Annotated in this window: 24 protein-coding genes; 17 read left to right on the top strand and 7 right to left on the bottom strand. The window is 56.1% G+C overall.

All coding sequences use genetic code 11. The annotated features are described in order from the left end of the window. Positions 1 to 50 precede the first annotated feature (50 nt). A complete protein-coding gene (locus FDY93_RS11480) occupies positions 51 to 1,247 on the bottom strand; it encodes a BaiN/RdsA family NAD(P)/FAD-dependent oxidoreductase (RefSeq protein WP_138235886.1) in 1,197 nt (398 codons plus the stop codon). Positions 1,248 to 1,259: 12 nt separating this feature from the next. After that, positions 1,260 to 1,829, bottom strand: a complete 570-nt coding sequence (dcd, locus tag FDY93_RS11475) for a dCTP deaminase (RefSeq protein WP_138235885.1) — start codon at positions 1,827 to 1,829, stop codon at positions 1,260 to 1,262. Positions 1,830 to 2,050: 221 nt separating this feature from the next. Here dcd and imuA point away from each other — a divergent pair, with 221 nt between their 5' ends. From imuA to FDY93_RS11455, 4 genes are all read left to right on the top strand, one after another. After that, positions 2,051 to 2,767 (top strand): translesion DNA synthesis-associated protein ImuA, encoded by a 717-nt coding sequence (imuA, locus tag FDY93_RS11470; RefSeq protein WP_138235884.1) that lies wholly within the window; start codon positions 2,051 to 2,053, stop codon positions 2,765 to 2,767. A gap of 108 nt (positions 2,768 to 2,875) precedes the next feature. Next, positions 2,876 to 4,381 (top strand): Y-family DNA polymerase, encoded by a 1,506-nt coding sequence (locus FDY93_RS11465; RefSeq protein WP_138235883.1) that lies wholly within the window; start codon positions 2,876 to 2,878, stop codon positions 4,379 to 4,381. Then, entirely contained in the window at positions 4,365 to 4,673 is a 309-nt protein-coding gene (locus FDY93_RS11460; protein WP_138235882.1) for a GIY-YIG nuclease family protein, read from the top strand. The genes FDY93_RS11465 and FDY93_RS11460 overlap by 17 nt, the downstream gene beginning before the upstream one ends. A gap of 526 nt (positions 4,674 to 5,199) precedes the next feature. Further along, the gene (locus FDY93_RS11455) at positions 5,200 to 8,415 is read left to right on the top strand and encodes an error-prone DNA polymerase (protein WP_138235881.1); all 3,216 of its coding nucleotides are present in this window, start codon (positions 5,200 to 5,202) and stop codon (positions 8,413 to 8,415) included. A 52-nt stretch (positions 8,416 to 8,467) separates the two neighbouring features. On the opposite strand, the gene FDY93_RS11450 is transcribed toward FDY93_RS11455, so the two are convergent. Both FDY93_RS11450 and FDY93_RS11445 read right to left on the bottom strand, forming a co-directional pair. Beyond that, positions 8,468 to 10,324 carry a cation:proton antiporter gene (locus FDY93_RS11450; RefSeq protein ID WP_138235880.1) on the bottom strand — a complete coding sequence of 619 codons (1,857 nt, stop codon included), beginning with the start codon at positions 10,322 to 10,324 and terminating at the stop codon, positions 8,468 to 8,470. A 108-nt stretch (positions 10,325 to 10,432) separates the two neighbouring features. After that, positions 10,433 to 10,678 carry an HP1242/YdcH family protein gene (locus tag FDY93_RS11445; RefSeq protein ID WP_138235879.1) on the bottom strand — a complete coding sequence of 82 codons (246 nt, stop codon included), beginning with the start codon at positions 10,676 to 10,678 and terminating at the stop codon, positions 10,433 to 10,435. Positions 10,679 to 10,852: 174 nt separating this feature from the next. On the opposite strand from FDY93_RS11445, the gene mntA reads away from it, so the two are divergent. Then, positions 10,853 to 11,290 carry a type VII toxin-antitoxin system MntA family adenylyltransferase antitoxin gene (gene mntA / locus FDY93_RS11440; RefSeq protein ID WP_138235878.1) on the top strand — a complete coding sequence of 146 codons (438 nt, stop codon included), beginning with the start codon at positions 10,853 to 10,855 and terminating at the stop codon, positions 11,288 to 11,290. Next, positions 11,287 to 11,700 (top strand): type VII toxin-antitoxin system HepT family RNase toxin, encoded by a 414-nt coding sequence (gene hepT / locus FDY93_RS11435; protein WP_138235877.1) that lies wholly within the window; start codon positions 11,287 to 11,289, stop codon positions 11,698 to 11,700. The genes mntA and hepT overlap by 4 nt, the downstream gene beginning before the upstream one ends. Here hepT and FDY93_RS11430 read toward each other — a convergent pair. Beyond that, positions 11,666 to 12,610, bottom strand: a complete 945-nt coding sequence (locus FDY93_RS11430) for a helix-turn-helix domain-containing protein (protein WP_171018966.1) — start codon at positions 12,608 to 12,610, stop codon at positions 11,666 to 11,668. The two genes, hepT and FDY93_RS11430, sit on opposite strands and share 35 nt — an antisense overlap. Positions 12,611 to 13,294: 684 nt before the next feature. Here FDY93_RS11430 and FDY93_RS11425 point away from each other — a divergent pair. Together FDY93_RS11425 and FDY93_RS11420 are read left to right on the top strand one after the other, a co-directional pair. Beyond that, entirely contained in the window at positions 13,295 to 14,278 is a 984-nt protein-coding gene (locus FDY93_RS11425; protein ID WP_138235875.1) for a sterol desaturase family protein, read from the top strand. A gap of 19 nt (positions 14,279 to 14,297) precedes the next feature. Beyond that, positions 14,298 to 15,398, top strand: a complete 1,101-nt coding sequence (locus FDY93_RS11420; protein WP_138235874.1) for an acyltransferase family protein — start codon at positions 14,298 to 14,300, stop codon at positions 15,396 to 15,398. 245 nt (positions 15,399 to 15,643) lie between these two features. On the opposite strand, the gene FDY93_RS19970 is transcribed toward FDY93_RS11420, so the two are convergent. Beyond that, positions 15,644 to 16,174, bottom strand: a complete 531-nt coding sequence (locus FDY93_RS19970; protein ID WP_421655006.1) for a pilin — start codon at positions 16,172 to 16,174, stop codon at positions 15,644 to 15,646. Positions 16,175 to 16,203: 29 nt separating this feature from the next. On the opposite strand from FDY93_RS19970, the gene FDY93_RS11410 reads away from it, so the two are divergent. From FDY93_RS11410 to yacG, 9 genes are all read left to right on the top strand, one after another. Further along, entirely contained in the window at positions 16,204 to 16,431 is a 228-nt protein-coding gene (locus tag FDY93_RS11410) for a hypothetical protein (RefSeq protein WP_138235873.1), read from the top strand. Positions 16,432 to 16,672: 241 nt separating this feature from the next. Beyond that, the gene (gene pilB / locus FDY93_RS11405) at positions 16,673 to 18,382 is read left to right on the top strand and encodes a type IV-A pilus assembly ATPase PilB (protein ID WP_138235872.1); all 1,710 of its coding nucleotides are present in this window, start codon (positions 16,673 to 16,675) and stop codon (positions 18,380 to 18,382) included. Between the two features lie 55 nt (positions 18,383 to 18,437). Beyond that, on the top strand, positions 18,438 to 19,652 hold the full coding sequence (locus FDY93_RS11400) for a type II secretion system F family protein (RefSeq protein WP_138235871.1): 1,215 nt from the start codon (positions 18,438 to 18,440) through the stop codon (positions 19,650 to 19,652). Between the two features lie 9 nt (positions 19,653 to 19,661). Beyond that, positions 19,662 to 20,546 (top strand): prepilin peptidase, encoded by an 885-nt coding sequence (locus tag FDY93_RS11395; RefSeq protein WP_138235870.1) that lies wholly within the window; start codon positions 19,662 to 19,664, stop codon positions 20,544 to 20,546. Positions 20,547 to 20,587: 41 nt separating this feature from the next. Next, positions 20,588 to 20,803: a type II toxin-antitoxin system RelE/ParE family toxin gene (locus FDY93_RS11390; protein ID WP_246068554.1), complete on the top strand. Its 216-nt coding sequence runs from the start codon at positions 20,588 to 20,590 to the stop codon at positions 20,801 to 20,803. Next, the gene (locus tag FDY93_RS19885) at positions 20,778 to 20,870 is read left to right on the top strand and encodes a type II toxin-antitoxin system RelE/ParE family toxin (RefSeq protein ID WP_342776613.1); all 93 of its coding nucleotides are present in this window, start codon (positions 20,778 to 20,780) and stop codon (positions 20,868 to 20,870) included. Before FDY93_RS11390 ends, FDY93_RS19885 begins: the two co-directional genes overlap by 26 nt. Next, a complete protein-coding gene (locus FDY93_RS11385) occupies positions 20,870 to 21,163 on the top strand; it encodes a HigA family addiction module antitoxin (protein ID WP_138235869.1) in 294 nt (97 codons plus the stop codon). The genes FDY93_RS19885 and FDY93_RS11385 overlap by 1 nt, the downstream gene beginning before the upstream one ends. 187 nt (positions 21,164 to 21,350) lie before the next feature. After that, on the top strand, positions 21,351 to 21,974 hold the full coding sequence (coaE, locus tag FDY93_RS11380) for a dephospho-CoA kinase (RefSeq protein WP_138235868.1): 624 nt from the start codon (positions 21,351 to 21,353) through the stop codon (positions 21,972 to 21,974). A 14-nt stretch (positions 21,975 to 21,988) separates the two neighbouring features. Next, positions 21,989 to 22,210: a DNA gyrase inhibitor YacG gene (yacG, locus tag FDY93_RS11375; protein ID WP_138235867.1), complete on the top strand. Its 222-nt coding sequence runs from the start codon at positions 21,989 to 21,991 to the stop codon at positions 22,208 to 22,210. A 30-nt stretch (positions 22,211 to 22,240) separates the two neighbouring features. Here the strand turns inward: yacG and FDY93_RS11370 are convergent, their stop codons facing one another. After that, entirely contained in the window at positions 22,241 to 23,323 is a 1,083-nt protein-coding gene (locus FDY93_RS11370) for a protein kinase family protein (RefSeq protein WP_138235866.1), read from the bottom strand. Positions 23,324 to 23,327 lie beyond the last annotated feature (4 nt).

Below are 23,327 nucleotides of genomic sequence, written 5' to 3'. Positions count from 1 at the left end.
ATCGAGCTCCGACAATATTTACCCGCAAGCAGGCTTCTACCAAACCGAATTTATACTTCACCACCAGCCGCATGGGCGGAAGCCCAGGCCCACTGGAAATTGAAACCGCCGAGCCAACCAGTCACATCGAGCACTTCGCCGATGAAATACAGTCCCGGTTGTTTCATGCTTTCCATGCTGCGCGACGACACCTCATTGGTATCTACCCCCCCCAGAGTTACCTCCGCGGTGCGGTAGCCTTCGGTACCCTCGGGAATCAATGTCCAGGTCTGGAGTTTCTCTCCCACCATACGCAATTCACTGTCACCGTAGTGCTTCAGCGGTTTGCTCTGCAGGCCATTTCTCAGCAGGAAGAACTGCACCAGCTTTTTGCTCCAGAACTCGCTCAGTACTGTATGCAAAAAGCTCTCCTGTTTTTTACCGCGCTGTTCCATGAGCCACTCGGACAAATCCAACCCCGGTACCAGGTCGAACGCCACGGGCATCCCCTCTTTCCAATGGCTGGAAATCTGCAATACAGAAGGCCCCGAGAGCCCCTTGTGGGTAAACAGCATCTGCTCGTGAAAACTGCCTGCGCCACAACGGGCGGTGACTGCCAGTGAAGTACCCGGCAACTCCTGCTGCCGCTCCAGTGAACGTTTATTCAGGGTAAACGGCACCAGCGCCGCGCGGGTGGGAACAATGCTGTGGCCGAACTGGCGGGCAACCTCGTAGCCAAAACCGGTGGCACCCATGGTGGGGATCGACAGGCCGCCGGTGGCAATCACCAGGGATTCGCACACCACTTTGCCAAGCGAGGTGTGCACCTCGAACCCCGTCGTCTGCAGTGGTTCAATACGCTGTATCTCACAGCGGGTACGGATCTGTGCTTTCGCCTCGCGGCACTCCGCCAGTAGCAGGTCGACGATGTCGCGGGACTTGTTGTCGCAGAACAGCTGGCCGAGGGTTTTCTCGTGATAGGGAATTCCGTGTTTTTCCACCAGCGCGATAAAGTCCCACTGGGTATAGCGGGCCAGGGCGGATTTACAGAAGTGGGGGTTTGCACTGTAGAAGTTGTCCGGCGCGGTATACAGATTGGTGAAATTGCAGCGGCCGCCACCGGACATCAGGATTTTCTTGCCGACCTTGTTGGCGTGGTCCAGCACCAGCACACTGCGGCCGCGCTTGCCCGCCACCGAAGCGCACATCAGGCCGGCGGCGCCGGCGCCGATGATCAGTACATCGGCCTGGGTGGGGAAGTCGGTCATGGAATTTTAAGATCAGGTCTTTGGCAGGGTCACGCCGCGCTGGCCCTGGTACTTGCCGCCGCGGTCCTTGTAGGACACATCGCAGATCTCGTCGGATTCGAAGAACAGCATCTGCGCCACGCCTTCGTTAGCGTAGATCTTCGCCGGCAGGTTGGTGGTGTTCGAGAACTCCAGGGTCACATGCCCTTCCCACTCAGGCTCCAGCGGGGTCACGTTCACGATGATACCGCAGCGCGCGTAGGTGGACTTACCCAGGCAGATGGTCAGTACCGAACGCGGGATACGGAAGTACTCCACGGTGCGGGCCAGAGCGAAGGAGTTCGGAGGGATGATGCAGTAATCGCCTTCCACATCCACAAAGCTGTCCTGGTCGAATGCCTTCGGATCGACAGTAGCGGAGTGTACGTTGGTGAAAATCTTGAATTCGTTGGCGCAGCGTACATCGTAACCGTAACTGGACGTGCCGTAGGAGATCAGCCGGTCTCCGGATGTCCCGTGGCGAACCTGACCCGGTTCAAAGGGCTCAATCATGCCCTCGCTTTCAGCCATACGGCGAATCCACTTGTCGGATTTGATACTCACCCTACCCCCTCGATTTGCACAAATGTCTGGTCATAAAAAAGAGGCCGAATCATAGCCGTTTTGCCCTGTGCAAAAAAGTGTCAGCCATTGCAACCGCCCCCGGTATTCCTCCTGCTATCCCCACTTGCCGCTCCCGAACAACTACTGTATAAATTGACAGTATTCACTGTATGGACAACCAGTAACCCAGGATTGAACAGCCAGCGCGGAGCGAGCCGATCGTGAACAACGCCGAAAACTTCATGCAAAACAAGCCGTTAAGTGAGCAGACCGCCGCTCACCCAGCACAACCGTTGCAACAGCTGCTGACCCGGCCGGATATCTGGCAGCTGGCCAGCCGCCAGCGCCAACCCCGCACCGGTATCAGCACCGGCTACCGCGGTCTCGACGCACTGCTCGCCAGCCACGGATGGCCCCGCGGCGCCAGTACCGAGCTGCTGGTCGACAAGGCCGGTATCGGCGAGGTCAGCCTGATCCTGCCAGCGTTGGCGGAAATGACCCGGCAGAACCGCCTGGTGATCCTGCTCAACCCACCCCACATCCCCTATGCGCCGGCACTGGCACAGGCCGGGGTACAGTTGGAAAAACTGCTGCTGCTTCACCCCCGGGGGCAGCGGGATCAGCTGTGGGCGGCAGAACAGGCCCTGCAGTCCGGTGCCTGTGGTGCGCTGGTCAGCTGGCAGGGCCGGGAGACGTTAGCCGACAAAGATCTGCGCCGCCTGCAGCTCGCCGCCCGAGAGGGGGGCGGCCTGCACTTCCACTTCCGCCCCGGCTCCAGCGCCAGCACACCCTCACCCGCCGCTCTGCGCCTGCAATTGCACAGCGACGGCAAACAGCTGGCCCTGCAGCTGCTGAAGCAACTGAATGGCAAATCCGGCCAGCGCCTGCACCTGGCCCGCAACCCGGATCTGACCCGCCGGGACCAACCGTTGCACTGACAGAACCACCAACCACCCGTAGGAGCCTGCCTTGCAGGCGAACAAGAGAAGTACGCAGTAGCCCTTCGCCTGAAGCAGGCTCCTACAAGTGCGAATCAGGAATCGACAATGCTCTGGCTCTGCATCCAACTGCCCAAACTCTCCCTCGAGGCCCTCACCCGCGCCCACCGCGCCGGTGACACGGCACCCGTGGCCGTATCCCAGAGCAATCTCATCATAGAAGCCAACCTCGCCGCCCACGCCCTCAACATAGAACCGGGACTCAGCATCGCCACCGCCTGTGCCTATTGCCCGGGCCTGCAGCTACTGGAGCGGGATACCGAGCGGGAGGCCCAGCTGCTGCAGCAACTGGCCCAGTGGGCCTACGGTTTTACTCCCGTGGTCTCACCCCGTATTGGCAATCCCGACAGCAAGGCCCTGAGCGAAGGCCCTGCCTGCCTGTTCCTGGAACTCGGTGGCAGTCTCAAGGCCCAGGGCGGCCTCGCCCCCCTGCTGCAACAGCTCGGCAAGGAACTGCACAAAATGCGCATCACCCACCGGATGGGCCTCGGCCACAGCCCCAGTGCCGCCCACCTGCTCAGCCAGCTGCCGGAGCACCGCCAGTGGCTGGCGGAGACCCGCACTCCACCCAGCCCCCAGCAATGGAAGCAGTGGATCAGCTTCGCCCCCAGCAAACTGCTCGACTGTAGCAACAAGGCCATCGCCAAACTCTATGCCTGCGGCATAAAACGGGTCAGCCAACTGCTCGCCATTCCCCTCTCGGAAGTAGGCAACCGCTTCGGACGCGACTTTATCGACTACCTCGCCCGCCTCAACGGCTCGCGCCCGGACCCGGTGCCCGGCTACCAGCCGCCCGCAGAATTTCACAGCGAACTCTTTTTCCCAAGCCCACTGGATAATAGCGAACAGCTGCTGTTCCCCGCCGGCCGCCTGGTGCGGGAACTCTGCCGGCAGCTGCAGCGGCGCCAGCTGTACAGCCCGACCCTGTACTGGATACTGGACTACGGCAGCCGCGGGGCCGAGGTAGTCAACGTGGAACTTTCGCGTCCGCTGTTCGATCCCCAACGGCTGATTGCGCTGACCAAACTGCAACTGGAGCGGGTAGAACTGAAGGAGCCGGTGCAGGCATTGGCACTGCGCTGCAAACAGCTGCGCCCACTGGAAACAACGATGTTGCGGGAGGATTTTTTTGAGGAGAGCGGCAACCAGCACGAGAGTTACCAGCTGATCGACAAACTCAAGGCCCGCCTCGGCCACCAGGCCCTTTCCGGCGTCACCCTCAAGGAAAGCTACCTGCCGGAGCAAGCCTGGGCCAGCGCCGACAGTCTCAACCTACAGAGCAAACCGCGCGGGCACCAGCTGCATCCGATCAACGCTCCCCGCCCCAACTGGCTGCTGTCGCGGCCCGACCGAATCCAGCAGCGGGATCACAGCCTGTTTTACGACGGCGAGCTGCAACTGCTGCAAGGCCCCGAGCGCATCGACGGCTACTGGTGGCAACACCACCGCCACGCCCGCGACTACTACATCGCCCGCGGCCCCCAGGGGAGCTTGTACTGGGTGTTTCAGGATCTGACGTCGGAGGACTGGTTTCTGCATGGGGTTTATTCATAACCAGGCCAAGCAGCCCTGCGTCTACCTGCTTGCCAGCCAGCGTAATGGCACGCTCTATACCGGTGTCACATCGAATTTGATACAGCGCATCTGGCAACACAAAGAAGGATTTGTAGAGGGATTTACCCTGAAATATGGAGTCAAAACTCTGGTCTGGTTTGAGATGCACAGTTCTATGGAAGAAGCTATCCGGAGAGAAAAGGCCATTAAGAACTGGCGCCGAAGCTGGAAGTTAAACCTGATAGAGAGCCAAAACCCGGATTGGAGAGACATCTACTACGACATTATTTAGCGCGCACTACTCACCACCGTCATCCCGGGCCCGACCCGGGATCCAGCAATGGAGGCCAACGAAGCCACAGCACCAGCCACTGGATACCGGCCTGCGCCGGTATGACGGACATCCGCCACTATGACGGCTCAAATACTCGACCACCGTCATCCCGGGCTCGACCCGGGATCCAGCAATGGAGGCCAACGAAGCCACAACACCAACCACTGGATACCGGCCTGCGCCGGTATGACGGACATCCGCCACTATGACGGCTCAAATACTCGACCACCGTCATCCCGGGCTCGACCCGGGATCCAGCAATGGAGGCCAACGAAGCCACAGCACCAACCACTGGATACCGGCCTGCGCCGGTATGACGGACATCCGCCACTATGACGGCTCAAATACTCGACCACCGTCATCCCGGGCCCGACCCGGGATCCAGCAGCAGAGGCCAACGAAGCCACAGCACCAGCCACTGGATACCGGCTTGCGCCGGTATGACACACACTTGCCAGTATGACGACTCAGATATTCAACGGTAATGCAGTACGCCGAACTCTTCTGTCAAAGCAACTTCTCCTTCCTCCAGGGTGCCTCCCACCCACAGGAGCTGATTGCCACCGCCCATGCACTCGGTTACCAGGCAATCGCCATTACCGATGAGTGCTCCATGTCCGGCGTAGTGCGCGCCTACACCGAACTGCAAAAGCTGGAGACAGAAGGCAGCCGGCTAAAGCTCATCTGCGGCAGCTTCTTTCGGCTTGCAGAGGGCGGTCAGCAACTGGTCCTGCTCGCGCCCGACAAAGCCGCCTACAGCGAAATCTGCCAGCTGATCAGCACCTCGCGCCTGCGGGCGGAAAAAGGGCAATACCACACTGGCCTCGACGACATACTCAATCACAGCAAACACACCCTATGCCTGTGGCTGCCATCCACCACGCCGTTGGAAATTCCACAGACACTGAAAGCGCACTTCCATGAGCGACTCTACATCGCCCTCAACAACCGTCTGCAGCCGCAACAGAACCTGCGGCAACAGCAGCTGGTCGAATTTGCTCACGCTCAGAATCTGCCACTGGTCGCCACCAATGCCGTGCTGATGCACAGCCGCAGCCGCAAACCGCTACAAGATGTGCTCAATGCCAATTACCACAACTGTACGCTGGATGCGCTGGGCTACCGGCTGGAACAGAATGCCGAGCGCTACCTGCACTCGTTGGAAGAAATCGCCAGCCTGTATCCGAGAGAGGCTATCGCCAACACCACCGCCATCGCCAGGCGCTGCAACTTCAGCCTATCGGAACTGCGCTACCAATACCCCGCGGAAGTACTTCCCGCCGGAAAAAATGCCAGCGCGTATCTGCGCGAACTGGTGGAAAAAGGCATTAACATACGCTGGCCCAACGGCCCCGCCCCCCATATCCAGCAACAGATCGCGACCGAACTCGCACTGATCGCAGACCTGCGCTACGAGCACTACTTCCTCACCATTCACGACATCATTCAATATGCCCGCAGCCAGCACATTCTCTACCAGGGGCGAGGCTCCGCCGCCAATTCGGTGGTGTGTTACTGCCTGTTTATCACCGAGATCGACCCACACAAAATCGGCCTGCTGTTCGAGCGTTTTATTTCCCGCGAGCGCAACGAACCACCGGATATCGATGTGGATTTCGAACACGAGCGGCGCGAGGAAGTCATCCAGTACATTTACCGCAAGTACGGTCGCGAGCGCGCCGGCCTCGCCGCCACCAAAATCACCTACCGTTTCAAAAGCGCCCTGCGGGATATCGGCAAGGCCTTGGGGCTGAATGCCGCCACCATCGAGCGCTTACAGGCGGAGCGCACCTGGTGGGACACACTGGACGACTTCCCCGCACAGATGCAGAAAGCCGGTGTCGATCCTGCCGGCACCGCGGGCAGAATGCTGCCCGTCCTGCTGCAGCAGATTCACGGATTCCCACGGCACCTGTCCCAGCATGTGGGCGGCTTCGTCATCACCCAGCAGCCGCTCAGCGAACTGGTACCACTGGAAAATGCCGCCATGGAAGACCGCACCATCATCCAGTGGGACAAGGAAGATATCGAAGACCTGAAGCTGATGAAGGTGGATATTCTCGCCCTCGGTATGCTCACCGCTCTGCGCAAGTCCCTCACTTATATGGCCCTGTACGGCCAGAAAATGACGCTGCAGGACATCCCCCCAGACTGCAAAGCAACCTATGACATGATGTGCCGCGCCGACACCGTCGGTGTATTCCAGATCGAATCCCGCGCACAAATGAGTATGCTGCCACGCCTGCAGCCGCAGACCTTTTACGAGCTGGTGATTGAAATCGCCATTGTCCGCCCGGGTCCGATCCAGGGGGGGATGGTGCACCCCTACCTGCGCCGCAAGCAGCAACTGGAGCCCGTGCGCTATCCCCATGAAAGCCTGAAACCAGTGCTGGAACGCACCCTCGGCGTGCCGATTTTTCAAGAGCAGGTCATCAAGCTCTCCATGATCGCCGCCGGCTTCAGCGGCGGTGAGGCAGACGAATTGCGCCGGGCCATGGCCAGTTGGGGCAAAAATGGCAACCTGCTGGTATTCCGCGAGAAACTGGTCAACGGCATGCTCGCCAACGGCTACGACCGCAGACTGGCGGAACAGCTGTTCGAGCAGATGAAAGGTTTCGGAGCCTACGGCTTCCCGGAATCCCACTCCGCCAGCTTCGCCCTGCTCGCCTACTTCTCCGCGTGGATCAAACAACACCACCCGGCCGCCTTCTACTGCGGACTGCTGAACAGCCAGCCCATGGGCTTCTACGCCCCCGCACAACTGGTGTACGACGCACAGCGCCACCACGTCAAAGTGTTACCCATCGATGTGCGCCACAGCCACTGGCACCACAGCCTGGAATTCTCCCCACCAGCCCCGGCACTCCCCCCATCGTCATCCCGGCGAACGCCGGGATCCAGCCCCCAGTCCCCGGCCCACCCTCTGGATACCGGCATACGCCGGTATAACGATGAGGGGACACCAAACATGCGTCTCGGCATGCGCCGGTATGACGAAAAAGGCACCCCAAACCTGCACCTGGGTATGCGTCTCATCCCCGCACTGCAGGAAACTACCGCGGAAGTCATCGCCAGCACACGTGAACAATCCCCGTTCACCAGCATGGAAGACTTTCACAAACGTGTCCCCATGCATCCCGAACAGCGCACCGCTCTCGCCAGCGCCAATGCATTTCAGGGGCTCTCGCAAAACCGTCAGCACACCACCTGGGATACCCTCAGCCAACAGTTGGACCAGTTGGCAGCGCACAGTCTCCCCGCAGAGGTCACTCTCGAATACAACACCTACAGCGACTACCAGAGCACCGGGCTTACCTTAAATGAACACCCCATCGCCCTGCTGCGCAGACAGCACCAGTACCGCAATCTCATCAGGGCCTGCGACCTGCCCAACTGCAGGGATGGCCAGCCGGTAAAAATCCTCGGCCTCACCACCTGCCGGCAGAGGCCCGGCAGCGCATCGGGGGTCATGTTTCTGACGATTGAGGATGAGACCGGTGTAGTGAACGTGGTGCTCTGGGAGCAGGTGCAGAAACGCTACAGAGCGGAGATCAAAGGAGGAAATATTCTATTGGTAGAAGGCCGTCTGCAGATCAGTACCAGCCCGGGAGAACAACAGCTTTCGGTGATCCATCTTGTGGGGCAGAAATTACGCTGCCTGGCGTGGGAAGACATCCAGAGCATCAGAAATTTTCATTAACGGCAGCGCATTCCAAGCCCAATCACTCTCCACACACTGCCAGAAATACAGGTCACCCGGTGGCAGCTTCATTCAATGCCGGCGGCACACTGCTTTCGGGCGACGTCAGCTCGGCCTCCGGCACAATCAGGCTGACAATCCGCCAGTCGGCCTTGGGGGCAAACTCATGGGAGGTAGTACAGATATGGATCTTCCCCTGCGGGTCTACCGCATAAAGGCGCGTGGCGCGGTTGCCGTAGGTGTGGTTGTAATCGTCAAGGGTGAATGTTTCTGTCAGATGCGTGGTGCGGATAACCGCACCTTTCGCCACCAGACTGGCAAGGCGTCCATAGGTCGCGTGCTCGGAAAACAGCGAGAGTTTTTCCGCGTACTCATCCGACATCCGATGACTGGCCCGCTCCTCCTGCACGCCCTCATGCAAACCGAGCACAGAATCCTTACCCAGCACATGCTCGAAATGGAACGTCACCAGCGGATTGAGCTGCCGGTAGGGCGACAGCACCAGCACTTTGCCAACCGTGGAAATATCCATCGTCAGGCTCGCGTGCTCCGAAGCCGGATTGCCGTAATAGGTGGGGATATTGTCCATGCGCGCCTCGCGAATGGCATCCCAGTTGGTATCCGCAATCCTGACCGGAACCCCTTTGTCCAGCAGGTCTTTCGCCAACATGCGCGCAAACTTGCTGCCGCCAAAAATAAGGTATCCGCTGGGGAACGGCGCGCGCACCCCAAGCAACTTCGCTACCGTTTTGGACGTCAGGCTCTGCAGGACAACCGTGGAAATAATTACCAAAAAAACCAGCGGCACCAGCAACTCGGATTTCGGCAGGCCGAGCGTATCGAGCTTCAGTGCAAACAGCGCAGAAACCGCCGCGGCCACGATACCCCGCGGTGCAATCCAACTGAGCAGCGCCAACTCGCGCCAGCTCAGACCGGAGCCGGGCGACGACAGGAAAACCCCCACAGGCCTCGCCACAAATATAATCGCCGCCAGTACCACCAGCGCACCCCAACCCAGCTGCGCAAGCGTGAAAAACTCGAGCCGCGCCGCCAGCAGGATAAACAGTGCGGAAATCAGCAGCACACTCAGGGTTTCCTTGAACTCCAGAATGTCATCCACATCCAGGTTCTTCATATTCGCCATCCAGATGCCCATCACCGTCACCGTGAGCAGGCCCGATTCCTCCGTCATCAGGTTGGACGCGGCATAGGCACCGAGCATCAGGGTCAGCACCGCCGTATTGCGCAGGTAGTGCGGTACCCAGTTTTTCCTGAGCAGCGCCCCCAGAAAATAGCCCATCAGTGAACCGAGCCCGAAGCCGATCATCATCACCTTCAAGAAAGTGAGCAACGCATGCTCGAACGCACCGTGGGTCGCGACGATGTACTCATAAACCAGTACCGCCAGCAGCGCGCCCACAGGATCAATCACGATCCCCTCCCACCGCAGGATATTGGAAATGCGCGCATTCGGGCGCACCGAGCGCAGCATCGGCACAATCACCGTAGGCCCAGTCACCGTGACAATCGCCCCGAACAGCGCCGCCAGATGCAGCGGCATCCCCAGCGCATAGTGAGCGGCGGGCGTGGCGATCATCCAGGTCACAAGAACACCGACCGAGCAAAGATTGCGCACCATGCTGCCGTGCCCGGCAATATCGGAAAACTTGAGTGTCAGCGCCCCCTCAAACAGGATGACCGCCACCGCCAGAGACACCACCGGGAACAACAAGTCGCCAAACAGGGCATCCGGGTCCAGCACCCCGGCAACAGGCCCGAGGGCGAGGCCGGTCAACAACAGCGGGAGAATCGCGGGAAGCTTGAGCTTGTAGGCAAGGTACTGACAGGCAATTGAGGCAATCCCCACCAGCACCAGCAGTGCCATCGGGTCCGAGAAAATTATTTCCATAAAAAGGCGCCAGGTGCGGTAAAAAATGCTCTGGCAGGTTATAGGCTGGCAAACCGCCCGGCAAGCCGGGCTCTACTTTATAGACCCGTGTTGTCGATCCCGGTCCAACTAATGCCGATGATTCTTGGCCTGCCTATATAGCTGGTCTTTCAAGCGCGCACGCTGGGTTTTCAGCTCGCGGAAATGCTCATCATCGGTAGCCACACCGCGCTCCTCAAGCCCACGGATAGCCTTATCCAGCCGGTGGTAAACGTCGCGGTTATTCTTGAACTGAATACTGTCCTGAATCAGATGGCGGATACTGTCGGCGAGATCGGGAAACTCGGTTTCCAGAGTGCGGGAGGGGATGGCCATGGACTGCAGCTCCTCGTGATTGGTGCTTCATCGACGAATTGTAGTCTCCGGGTACCAAGTAACCACAGGATAAAGCCGCTCAATACACACAATAAACGGCAGAGGTAGAGTTTGACCACCACCTTTCGACTTGACCCGCACGGTCAAATACCCTAGAACACCCTAACACCACCCATGAAAGACTCAGCCAATATGACCACAGGCACCGGGGACAGACAGCACGAATACCTGGAACAAATCCGCCGATTCCTGTCGCAACAAGACGGTCTCGCCGCAGCCTGGCTTTACGGTTCCCGGGCCCGCGGCGAATACAGAGACGACAGCGATATTGACATTGCCGTCGCCCTCAACAATTTCGAAAAAACTTACTCAGAACGCCGCCTACTGCCAGAAATCATGGCACAAGACCTTACCGCGCAACTGGGGCACCCCGTGCAAGTAGTCGATATCAGCCTTGCCCCGATCCCCCTCGCCATCAATATTCTCGAAGATGGCCATCCCGTGTTGATCAAGGATGAATTGCGTTACTGCCGGGAAACCAACCGAATTTACGGACTCTGGAACGATCACTGCTGGCATAAGGCGGAAACGCACAAGGAAAAGCAGGCATGAACTACCAAGCCTATTGCGATGCAATAAATGAACAGGTGGATATCCACTCAAGGCTGCTAAAGCAGATCAGTGAAAAGCAGACCCTCGGGCTCCTGGAACGCACCGCTGCCGAACGCAGCCTGCAAATTCTTGTAGAAGCCGCCATTGGTGCCGCCAAGCATACCAGCAGAAAGCTCAAGCTCCCGGAACGCACCGAGGCTGCCAGCAGCATTATTCAGTTACTGGAAAACCAGCCATTAGACGACGTAACCCCTCAAGAAATGAAAGGCGCCGTAGGCATGCGCAATGCCATTGTCCACGACTATCTGAACCTGGACTGGGAGCTGATACAGGAAGTGATCACTGAGAAGAAGTACCTGAAACTCGGGCAGTTCGTCAGGCATTGCAGCGAACTATTACTCCGCGACTAACCCGATCTACCAGCGACTGCAGCTCCTCATCTTCCGCCATCCGAGTCTTTATACGGCGAACGGACTGGGAAACCGCACTGTAGTGGATTCCACCAAACAGCCGAGCGATTTGCGGCAACGTGAGCCCCGCGCGATCCTGACACAGCCACATCGCCACCGATCTCGCCGGATTATACCCCTTACGGCCCGGCCTCGACCGGGCAAGAATCTCAGCGGGTGAACAGCCAAAGACCTGCGCCACCTGTTCGACTAAATTCTCCCCCGAAACCGGTGGCCGAACTACCAGTTCGCGACTGGCCACTTCCGCAGACACGAGCTTGTCACCGCCTAAAAGCCGCTCCCGAAAAACCTCACTCCCCAACACGGAATACTTGCGCTGCCGGCCATAAAACTCTGCCAGTTCTTCATCCACCCCCTGCTCCACATAGGCCTTGTAACCGCGATATTTATCCCGACGCCCCAGCGCTTCGTAAGTAAAATCGCGATACAGCCACTCCGGCGCACGGGCTTTATTAAGGTATGCGGGATAACTGGACCACGGATACTCTTGCAGCGATGCGACCAATGGCGTCCGCGTTTCCACCGGGTTGCGGTGGATATAGCGGGTAAGGGAAAGCAGATAACTATCGGCTTCAACCACAATTGCCTTGTATCGACCGCGGAACAAGGGCCCATCTCGCTTTTGTAAGCGATTGAAACGCTGGGTATACACACCATTGATATGCCGCATCGCGCGGCTGAGATTGCCTTCGGGGGTATGCAATAAAAGATGGTAGTGATTGCCCATCAAGCAATAGGCATGAACCTGAACGGAGAATCGTCGGTGCGCTTCTGCCAGAGTATCGAGGAACGCGGAATAGCAATCCGCGTCGAGAAATGTGCTCTGTCGGGCCAAACCGCGATTCATCACGTGGTACCAGGCTCCGGGGTATTCCAGTCGTAAAGGTCTGCTCATAGGGTAAAAGTAGACCGGAATACTGTTATGTCAAGATTTGACCCCTAACTGTGACCCTAACTGGGGGCAGACCCCTAACTGGGGGCAATGGCTCCGTAGAATGAGCGGTTACGTTCGCTCGCTACACTCCGTACCCTGCGTAGCGCCTGGACTTATTTCTTTCGCGCCTGCCCTCAGGCGGCTCTAGGCCAAGGAACGGACAGATCTCCTGAGTTCCCAGAGTTTCCTTGCCAGCATACCAGGCTCTCAGACACCGGTGGGCCGGCTCCTCAGGTCGGCTCGAGGAGCCCGCTGGTGCCTTCCGTCATCTTGAAACCATCGGCGCCCACAGAGAGGGTCATTTCGGTGCTCAATCACCATGGCCTACTGGCTCGCTGTCTACGCTTAACCACCAGCGTCGCCAGTGGCAGTCCAAGACTCGCTTCCGGGTGGTGACCAGCCTTGCCCGGGTGGGACTTGCACCCACGGGAAACCGATGCACAGTTTCCGTCAAATGACTTCCCTATCTTTCGACCGCCTCTGCGCCTGATCTTCGCTCGGCGCACCAAGATTTGACCCCTACACTTAACTCCTACTCACATTGCATTCATTTGGCCTTAATGAAAAAATGTTGCACGGTGCTTTACCCGAGAAAAATAAATGGCCACACTCAACCACCTGTACGACATATGGAGTAATATCTCACACATTGTTGCCGGGCCGGAAACACGCTTATGGCCGCTTTACCTAGTAGCGACGGTTTTTATTGGGTACGCCATATACCACCACAGAAAAATCAAACAACCATTTCTTTCTTGGTTACTGCCGAAATCCATATACCGTCACCCGTCTACGCTCGTGGACCTAAAAGTGTTCATGGTGAACAGGCTACTCACCGGCATTGGTTTTTTTAACCTCGCGTTTTTGAATACGCATATCGCAATGCAGATGGCCGCCGCTCCCGGTCCCAACCAGGATGTTTACCTGCATCCGCTTGTGCAGGCCATAGCGTTACTGCTAGTAGCCGATTTAGCAACCTACATAGTGCATCGCGTTCATCACGAAAACCGTATTTTGTGGCCGTTCCACTCACTACATCATTCAGCCGAGGTTTTAAACCCGATTACCGTATATCGAAAGCACCCTGTATACGATTTGATCGCAAGTATAAATAAAGGCGTGTTGATCGGTATTTTCCAGGGGATCGTGCATCTGGCACTGCAGATCCCGGCGGATTATGCCATGATCCTAGGGATCAATGTTGGCTACTTCCTGTTCAATATGATTGGATCAAACTTCCGTCACTCGCACATCTGGCTAAGCTATGGCCGCACTTTGGAGCATATTTTTATTTCACCAGCACAACACCAGATTCACCATTCCATAAATCCCAGGCACTTCAATAAAAACTATGGAGAGGTTTTTGCAATCTGGGACTGGCTTTTCAACACCCTTTATATCCCTCCAGAACGGGAAGAACTCAAGTTTGGCCTCGCAAACAGTGCGGGAATCTCCCTAAATCAACGCCATAGCAACCTTACTGCGGCCTTGATAATCCCCTTGCGGGATAGCTACAAGCAGCTGAAACAAATCAGAATCAAAATTCTTCGCCTGCATTTTTCTTCCGGCAAAAAAAGCAACTGACTCGCAAGGCTCAAATAGAATGATCAGTACAGGATTGTCCGTATACCTCCACTACTTGCGATTTACTGCCGCACTTATCGTTTTACTCTCTCACTTCGGCTACCCGCGCTTCAGTGAAGGGAGGTGGGCCTGGGTCCGGGACTTCAACCTGGGAAGCGATGCAGTAATTGTATTTTTTGTACTTTCCGGCTTACTGATCGCACATGCTGCAGATAGAACCAGTGGTAGCCTGAAACAGTTTTCATTCGACCGGATTACGCGGTTGATTTCGGTGGCTTTACCGGCGCTGATTCTTGGTTTTGCCCTGGACAGACTCGGGGCCTACATATCCCCGGAAGGTTACGATTTTTGGTACTACAACCCGCTCTCGCTGCCGGAAACCCTGCTTCGAGGGCTCACCTTTTCCAACGAATGGACGGGCATGGTAACCCGCATGGGAACGAACGGTCCCTACTGGTCTCTCAGTTATGAAGCCGCCTATTACGCTCTGTTTGCCGTGTCACTTTATTTACGCGGAACGCGCAGAGTCTTGTTGCTGACTGCGGGAACATTGATTTTTGGTCCCAACGTGCTGTTACTGATGCCCACTTGGTTAATGGGTGTTGCTCTGTACGCATTCATTAAAAATGGAAATACAATTGGTCGCAACGCTTCTCTGGGACTCTCGATTGGCACAGCAGTAATATACCTAGCAGCTCTTGCCGCAAGCCTTCCCGCAACGCTGCGGGAATACACAGATCCACTCCATCCCTATTTTGATCTGAGGTTTTCTGATGAGCCTCTGTGGAACAATTTCCTCGGACTCCTGGTTACTTTACATCTGATGGGAGTGGCCGGGCTTACACGCAATTACCAGCCGACAAAGCTTTCCCGATCAGTGAGCGCCTGGCTCTCCGGCGGCAGTTTTTCGCTGTATTTGGTGCACTTTCCTGTAATGCAGCTCCTCTGCGTATTATTTCTCCCCCAATACTCCAGCTGGACGAGCGATGCTATATTGCTGCTGATTACAATAGCGACCTGCTATCTGTTTGCAGGAGCATTTGAGCGACCTCTCGAACGATGGCGAACCATCTGCCGCTCCCTATTCACGCACCACTGGCAGTGGAAATTGGATCGTTGAACGCACGAGGCTACTACAGCCAATAAATACAGAGCCAGCTGGAACACTCAAATCAACCTCAAATACTGCCACAGTCGCTAGGTGCAAAATCGTTGCATTTTACGTTTGCCCCAGTCCAGCGAAAATAAAAAAGCCCACATCAAATGATGTGGGCTTTTTCAGGGAGCAGCTCCTAGACAAGAATCGCGAGCTGAATACCTGCAGATCAAATCTAAGGGAGCCTCGACTAGCCTGAAACGACTAGATTATCCCTCGCCACCTTCACCGCCACCGGAGCCAGAGGCCGGTGCCTTACCGATCTGCGGCAAGTAACGGGCCTCAATGCCACCCGATCCTTGCTTGGTCTTATCAGTGTAGTAGTAAACGGTACCCTGAGCATTCACTGCAACGCTGACAACAAGAATCTTATCATTCAGATTCTTATTAGAGGTAGTGTATTTAATGCTGAATGTACCAGCAGTATCGCTGCTTCTGGTCCAATCTATTTCGGAAACACGGCCTACTGCGAGGTCAGCTTTTGCGAAAGGTTTACCATCCGCCTTACAAAACCCGACATCGGTACACAGGGCGGCGAAGTCAGCCGGCACTTTCGAGTAGCGCGAGGTGTACTCGGAAACAGCCACCTGCAGTGAACGCATAGCGTTGGTCGCTTCAGAAGTCGCTTCTGAACGAGTCACGTAAGTCTGGTACTGCGGAATTGCTACCGCAGCCAGAATACCGATGATCGCAACAACGATCATCAATTCAATAAGAGTAAAGCCCTGTTGCTTTTTCATTGTAACCGTCTCCATACAGACTGTTGTTTTTGGATGAATCCCGTGAGGAAATCGGGATTTACGATACCCGCAATGTGGTAAATCGCGCAAGCGTGAAAATTGCCCTGAAAAGCCAGTTTGAGAGAAAAGCCATACAAAAAAAGGATGAAAAACAGGCGAACAACCTATTTATTGCTCAAAAGGCAAAGTTCGGTGACGCAATTTGTCAGGGATTCACCCAAGAGATCAGAAATCTCCTTTCATATGCGCCCGACTGAGAACAAGCTTCCTGGGATCTAAGCGCGCAGGGCATTTATTCTTTGGACATCGCCTTATTGCCAGGCTACCGAGTTCACAAGGCTGAGAATCGAGCTCAAAGGGATCATTGGCGGGTGCGGCTATATTCGCTATATTGGCCTACCAGCTGGCAGCACCAAATTTTCCCTGTGCTTCCAGATACTTACGCCCAACCTTCAAACAAAAGTAAAAACTTCCCGGCGCACGGTAATCACAAGTTCTATGAGCAGCACTCCCCTGAGCGGCCTAGCCAAGCGGCTGGTACTCGACAAAGCCCTGGATGAGGCCACCGCCCAGTCCGCCATCAAAGCGGCCAAGCGCGAGGGGCACAGTTTTGCCCAACATGCGGTGGACGCAAAGCTGATCAAGAGCCGAGAGCTGGCCAATATTGCCTCCGCTGCATTTGGCTCGCCGCTGTTCGACCTCTCCAGCTATAACTTCGACTTGCTCCCCAAGGATATCGTTGATGAAAAACTGATCACCAAGCATTTTGCCCTTCCTCTATACAAGCGGGGCAACCGGCTGTTTGTCGCTGTGGCGGACCCGACCAATCTGGCGGGGCTGGACGAGATCAACTTCAACACAGGCCTCAATACCGATGCGGTGCTGGTTGAAACAGACAAGCTGGCCAAGGCCATTGAAAACTACCTGAATAACAGTGATGTCGGTGGTGGCCTGCAAGGTCTGGATGATGACAGTCTCGACGGCCTAGACGTGGAGTCTGGCGAGCCCCACCGCGATGACGAAAGTGAGCCAGGCGGCGACGAAGCACCCGTAGTCCGATTTGTAAACAAGGTGTTGCTGGATGCGATTCGCACCGGCGCCTCGGATATTCACTTCGAACCTTACGAAAAGCTCTACCGGGTGCGGCTGCGCACCGACGGGATTCTGCACGAGGTCGCCCGCCCGCCCATCCAGCTCGCCACCCGTATCTCCGCGCGTCTAAAGGTCATGTCGAAAATGGATATTTCCGAACGACGTGTACCTCAGGATGGCCGTATTAAGATGAAGCTGTCCAAGACCAAGGCCATAGACTTCCGCGTAAACAGCCTGCCCACCTTGTGGGGAGAAAAGATCGTGTTGAGGATTCTGGACCCTTCCTCTGCCAAGCTGGGCATTGACGCATTGGGTTACGAGGAATTCCAGAAAAAGATCTATATGGATGCGCTCGCACAACCTCAGGGGATGATTCTGGTTACCGGGCCTACGGGTTCCGGTAAAACCGTGTCACTCTACACTGGTCTGAATATCCTCAACACTGCGGAGCGCAATATCTCCACCGCGGAAGACCCGGTGGAGATCAACCTCGAGGGGGTCAACCAGGTCAACGTCTCCAACAAGGTGGGGCTGAATTTTGCCGAGGCGCTGCGCTCTTTCCTGCGGCAAGACCCGGATATCGTAATGGTGGGGGAGATCCGAGATCTGGAAACGGCGGAGATCGCCATCAAGGCAGCGCAAACCGGGCACTTGGTACTCTCTACCCTGCACACCAACTCGGCCCCAGAAACGCTGACCCGATTAATGAATATGGGAGTTCCCACCTTCAACATTGCCACTTCGGTGAGCGTGATTATTGCGCAGCGCCTGGCGCGACGATTGTGCGGGGAGTGCAAGAAGCCTGCAGATTTGCCTGAAGAGGTTTTGAAGGCAGAAGGCTTCGATACGGTTACCATCCCCAAATCCGAATGGCAGATCTACCAGCCGGTGGGTTGTGAGCACTGCTCCAAGGGCTACAAGGGGCGCGTGGGTGTGTATGAAGTAGTTCGCATTACCGATGGAATTTCGCGCATTATAATGGAGGGCGGTAATTCCATTCAGATTGCCGACCAGGCGAAAAAAGAAGGCTTCAACAACCTGCGCATTTCCGCATTGCGCAAGGTCGTTATGGGGGTTACCAGCCTGGAAGAAGCCAACCGGGTAACCAAAGACTAAATAAGTCTACAGGCACCGAGCCTGAAGAATTGATTAAAAAATTGGGAATCAAACCATGGCCAAAGCCGCCGCTGCAGTTGCCTACATATATAAAGGTGTGGATGCCAAGGGCAATAAGGTCGAAGGGGAAATCACTGCTTCTAACCCGGCTCTGATCAAGGCGCAACTGCGACGCCAGGGAATTATTGCCAATCGTGTGCAGAAAAAACCCAAATCACTGTTTTCCGGCTCAAAAAAAATCAAACCCGGCGATATCGCACTATTTACCCGCCAGCTGGCCACCATGATGAAAGCCGGTGTGCCGTTGGTGCAGAGTTTTGAAATTGTTGCAGACGGCTCTGACAATGCAGGGGTGAAAGAGCTGGTGATGAAAATACGGGATGACGTTGCTTCCGGCACATCATTTGCGGACTCTCTGCGCAAGCACCCGCTGCAATTCGATGATCTCTTTTGCAACTTGGTTTCGTCCGGGGAACAATCCGGTGCGCTGGAAACCATGCTGGATCGGATCGCTACCTACAAAGAAAAAACTGAATCCCTGAAGAAAAAAATCAAAAAGGCCATGACCTACCCTATCGCGGTAGTGTTGGTTGCCGTCATTGTTACGGCCATCCTGCTGATTAAAGTCGTACCTCAATTTGCACAAACGTTTGCCGGATTTGGCGCAGATCTACCCGCATTCACTCTATTTGTTCTGGGCCTTTCCGAATGGATGCAAGAGTATTGGCTGCTTGCCTTTTTCGGGTTGACGGTGAGTATCGGGGGAACACTGGAGATCAAAAAGCGCAACAAAAATGTCAGCCAGTTTTTTGACAAAATGATGCTCAAGATCCCAGTACTGGGATTGATCACCTACAACTCCATTGCTGCGCGCTATGCTCGCACACTCGCCACTACATTTGCGGCCGGTGTTCCACTCATTGATGCATTGAAGTCAGTAGCTGGTGCTACCGGTAATGTCGTGTATGAAGAAGCCACATTGAAAATCCGCGACTCAGTAGCCACAGGTATTCCACTAAACACGGCGATGAATCATTCGGGGTTGTATCCCAATATGCTGGTGCAGATGACCGCGATCGGTGAAGAGTCCGGCGCATTGGACGAAATGCTGGGTAAGGCCGCTGACTTCTATGAAGAGGCGGTAGACAATTTGGTGGACAACCTTACTACTATGCTTGAGCCCATGATCATGACGATACTTGGGGTACTGGTTGGCGGCTTGTTAGTTGCCATGTATCTACCAATCTTTAACTTGGGCAACGTGATTTAAAAGAACAACATGCTCGAATATTTTACATCCCACACAGCGCTGCTCATTAGCAGCGCTTTTATTTTAGGCCTGCTCATCGGCAGCTTCCTCAATGTCGTCATCCACCGCCTCCCCATCATGATGGAGCGGGAATACCAGCGGGATTTCTACAGCTATTTTGAAAAGTCGCCCTCCGCCGAGGAGCAAAAGCAACTTTCCGAAATCTACAATCTCGTGTTGCCCCACTCCCACTGCCCCAAGTGCAAGACAGTGATCAAACCGTGGGAAAATATCCCCATTCTCAGTTACCTGTGGCTGCGCGGCAAATGCGGCCACTGCGGTACCGCAATTTCCAAGCGCTACCCGCTGGTGGAGCTGGTGACCGGTATTCTGACGGCCATTGTTGTATGGCAACTGGGCTTTACCTGGCAGGCGCTGGCGGGGGTGTTTTTCACCTGGGCACTGGTGGCATTGACGGGGATTGATTTCGACAAGCAGCTGTTGCCAGACAATATCACCCTGCCACTGCTGTGGGCGGGGCTGCTGATCAATATCTGGGGTGTGTTTGTTCCTCTGCAGGATGCGGTGATCGGGGCCATTGTCGGTTACCTGTCCCTCTGGGCGGTGTTTCATCTGTTCAAGCTGGTGACTGGCAAGGAGGGTATGGGCGCGGGGGATTTCAAGATTCTCGCGGCCATCGGTGCCTGGTTTGGCTGGCAGTCGGTGCTGCTGGTGATTCCACTCTCTGCGGCCGTGGGCGCGCTGGTGGGCATTACCTGGACGCTAATCTCCGGGCGCGACAAGAATCTGCCTATCGCCTTCGGGCCCTATCTGGCCGGCGCAGCGTGGATTGCCATGCTGTGGGGGGAGCAGATTGTGGGGTGGTATTTCCGTATATCCGGGCTGAGTGGCTGACGGCATTGCTGCGTGTTGCGCACTACGCTACAATCGTTCACATGATCAAGTCATTCAAGCATAAAGGTATAGAGCGCTTTTATCGGAGTGGCGTGAAATCTGGTATTCAAGCCAAGCACGCCCCAAAACTTCGGATGCAACTGGTGGCGCTGGATACCGCTGTAAGCATTGACGATTTGAACATTCCCGGCTATCGGCTACATCCATTAAAAAAAAGGACAAAGAAAAGGTATTTGGTCAATCACCGTAAATGGTAATTGGCGACTGACCTTTGAGTTTCGTGATGGCAATGTCTATATCCTGAACTATGAGGATTATCACTGATGACCATGCACAACCCTCCCCACCCCGGCGAGTTCATCCAATTTACCTATATGGAGCCCTTCGGCATCAGCTGTCGCTTTTTAGCCGTAAAGCTTGATGTGGCGGCCTCAACGCTGAATCGGGTGCTAAAAGGCCAAAGTGGTGTAAGCCCAGAAATGGCGCTACGGCTCTCCAAGGCCCTCGGACGCAGCCCGGAAAGCTGGTTGGCGATGCAGGATGCCTATGACTTATGGCAAGCAAGAAAGCATGTTCAGTTGAACAGGGTTCAAAGGCTTGAGCTCAATGCGGCATAAAACTCAGGACAGTGCAGTGCCGGAACAGAGGGAAACGGAACTGGTATCGTCCCTGAGAACAGATCTGGAGGCACGGCTGGCCGCATACGAAGTAGACAACAATCCTGGCTCGGATTGGGATAGCGTCAAGGCGCGATTACTTACAAACCATCCCCCTCTCAGCCCCTTAAAAAGCAGGTGACAGAAGATTAGTACGCCCAGGTTTACCGTTGGCCTCACTGGCGGCATTGGCAGCGGCAAGTCCACCGCCGCGGCGCGCTTTCGGCACCACGGGGTGAATGTGGTGGATGCGGATCAGGCGGCGCGGGTGGTGGTCGAGCCCGGGCGGCCGGCGCTGGCTGCCATTGAAGAACATTTCGGGCCGTCAGTGATTCAGGCGGATGGCACGCTCGACCGGGCGGTACTGCGCAAGCTGGTGTTCGATGATCCCACCGAGCGGCGTTGGCTGGAGCAGCTGACGCACCCGCTGATCCGCGAGGAAATTGTCACGTCTCTGGCGGCCAGTGCGCAAACGCACTCCGCACCCTACGCAATCCTGGAATCCCCGCTGCTGATTGAGTCCGGCCAGTCTGAACTGGTGCAGCGGATCTGTGTGGTAGACCTGCCAGAGGCGATGCAGCTGGCGCGGGCCAGTGCACGGGATGCCAATACCCTGGAGCAGATCCGCAAGATCATGGCGGCGCAGCTTTCACGGGAGGCACGATGTGCAAAGGCGGACGATATTCTGGATAATAGCGGCTCGCTCGAGTCCCTGAATGCCCAGGTGGATGCACTTCACGCGAAGTACGTGCAGCGGGCTTCCCAATCCTGATTGTTGTAATTCCCATGTCTGACCACTCTTCTTCCGATACCCCAACCCTCGCCTGCCCGACCTGCAAGAAGCCCATTGAGTGGAGCGAGAAGTATCCACACCGCCCATTCTGCAGTGAGCGCTGCAAGCTGATTGATCTTGGGGAGTGGGCCAGTGAGGGTCACAAGATTCCGGGGCAACCGGTGTACGACGATGTACTGAGTGACGATTTGGACCCGACCAAAACTCGGCACTGATATCAGGAGCCCTGAGCTCCAGTTCGACAATCAGTGCTGGTTTCCTGCCCACGCGAGAGGAGTGGCTATTTCAACAGCGGCTTTTGACCCTCGCTCTCCGAAGTCGTCATTTTCAATAAACGCGGGACCAATCGCCAGGCAGCCCGGCAGTGGCCTGGGCTTGATCCGCTCGTCGATAAAGGCAGCTACGTCTTCCTTGGGGGCGCGGTGGTCGCCTTTGGGGTCTTTGCCTTTTTCCCGATAACCTTTGGCGCTCCACATATAGAGGGTGTGTCTGGCTTCGTCTACCAGCTGTTCGGTGCAATGGGGCAGGGGGTAGTCACCATCGGTGTTGTGGATATTGGACTTCTCGATGCTGGCGGCTTCGGAAAGTTCCACCGTCATGGAGTCCATGATTTTCTCCATCAGCTGGCGGTAGTTGTCCAGCGGTGACCGCTGCTCGCGGTAGGGATTGCCGGAATTGCGCAAGTTTCGCGTTGCCAAAAAATGTACGCGCAGGCAGCGCTGGTGGTCGATGGGGTGCAGCCAGCAGAATCTATCTGAATGCTGGCACAAGGGTTGAGCTTCAAAATAAAGCCATTCACCGCCGTTGCGGTCCAGCCACTGACTGTTGATTGGAGAAAGAAAGTCAGGCCACTGGTATCGGGTAAGATCGAAGGGGTTGCGGTCTTCGGCGTGCCCCTTGTGGTAGGTTCCCAATTCGTCGTTCGCGCAATAGTCTTGGGCAAGTCGAGCCAGCTCGTGACGTTGGAACAGACTATTGTTTACCGGCAGGTCCCGAGTTTCCAGCAATTCGAGTTGCATCCTCAAGTCACCAACGCTTTCACCGTCGAGCAACGGGCGGCCGGTAAAGTTCCAGCCGCTGGTCCAGATGTCCACCTCGTGACTGATACGCTTGGTGCCATCCCGGCCTTCCCGTTCGCAAGTAGTCCAGACTTCGGGGTTGTCCAGATCGAAGCTGTCTGCTTGATGCTCCATACGCCCCTCCCCGTATATCGGAGGGCGAAAGGGTGGCGCGACAAAACTGATCTTGGTGCCGGACAGGTCTTTTTCAATCCTGCGCGCCTTGCACCAGCTGGGCCCCTTGGGGCTCTTTTCATTGGCAAAAAACATGGTG

Origin of the sequence: Microbulbifer harenosus (assembly GCF_005771435.1) — a bacterium.
Classification (GTDB): Bacteria; Pseudomonadota; Gammaproteobacteria; order Pseudomonadales; family Cellvibrionaceae; genus Microbulbifer; species Microbulbifer harenosus.
The sequence above is the reverse complement of the archived record's forward strand: the minus strand, read 5'-3'. Positions and strand labels throughout refer to the sequence as shown.

Coding starts and splice junctions, on each gene's coding strand:
- FDY93_RS11480 (WP_138235886.1), bottom strand. CDS start 1,247: ATGACCGACTTCCCCACCCAGGCCGATGTACTGATCATCGGCGCCGGC.
- FDY93_RS11465 (WP_138235883.1), top strand. CDS start 2,876: ATGCTCTGGCTCTGCATCCAACTGCCCAAACTCTCCCTCGAGGCCCTC.
- FDY93_RS11460 (WP_138235882.1), top strand. CDS start 4,365: ATGGGGTTTATTCATAACCAGGCCAAGCAGCCCTGCGTCTACCTGCTT.
- FDY93_RS11455 (WP_138235881.1), top strand. CDS start 5,200: ATGCAGTACGCCGAACTCTTCTGTCAAAGCAACTTCTCCTTCCTCCAG.
- FDY93_RS11450 (WP_138235880.1), bottom strand. CDS start 10,324: ATGGAAATAATTTTCTCGGACCCGATGGCACTGCTGGTGCTGGTGGGG.
- FDY93_RS11445 (WP_138235879.1), bottom strand. CDS start 10,678: ATGGCCATCCCCTCCCGCACTCTGGAAACCGAGTTTCCCGATCTCGCC.
- mntA (WP_138235878.1), top strand. CDS start 10,853: ATGAAAGACTCAGCCAATATGACCACAGGCACCGGGGACAGACAGCAC.
- hepT (WP_138235877.1), top strand. CDS start 11,287: ATGAACTACCAAGCCTATTGCGATGCAATAAATGAACAGGTGGATATC.
- FDY93_RS11425 (WP_138235875.1), top strand. CDS start 13,295: ATGGCCACACTCAACCACCTGTACGACATATGGAGTAATATCTCACAC.
- FDY93_RS11420 (WP_138235874.1), top strand. CDS start 14,298: ATGATCAGTACAGGATTGTCCGTATACCTCCACTACTTGCGATTTACT.
- FDY93_RS19970 (WP_421655006.1), bottom strand. CDS start 16,174: ATGAAAAAGCAACAGGGCTTTACTCTTATTGAATTGATGATCGTTGTT.
- pilB (WP_138235872.1), top strand. CDS start 16,673: ATGAGCAGCACTCCCCTGAGCGGCCTAGCCAAGCGGCTGGTACTCGAC.
- FDY93_RS11400 (WP_138235871.1), top strand. CDS start 18,438: ATGGCCAAAGCCGCCGCTGCAGTTGCCTACATATATAAAGGTGTGGAT.
- FDY93_RS11395 (WP_138235870.1), top strand. CDS start 19,662: ATGCTCGAATATTTTACATCCCACACAGCGCTGCTCATTAGCAGCGCT.
- FDY93_RS11390 (WP_246068554.1), top strand. CDS start 20,588: ATGATCAAGTCATTCAAGCATAAAGGTATAGAGCGCTTTTATCGGAGT.
- FDY93_RS11385 (WP_138235869.1), top strand. CDS start 20,870: ATGACCATGCACAACCCTCCCCACCCCGGCGAGTTCATCCAATTTACC.
- yacG (WP_138235867.1), top strand. CDS start 21,989: ATGTCTGACCACTCTTCTTCCGATACCCCAACCCTCGCCTGCCCGACC.
- FDY93_RS11370 (WP_138235866.1), bottom strand. CDS start 23,323: ATGTTTTTTGCCAATGAAAAGAGCCCCAAGGGGCCCAGCTGGTGCAAG.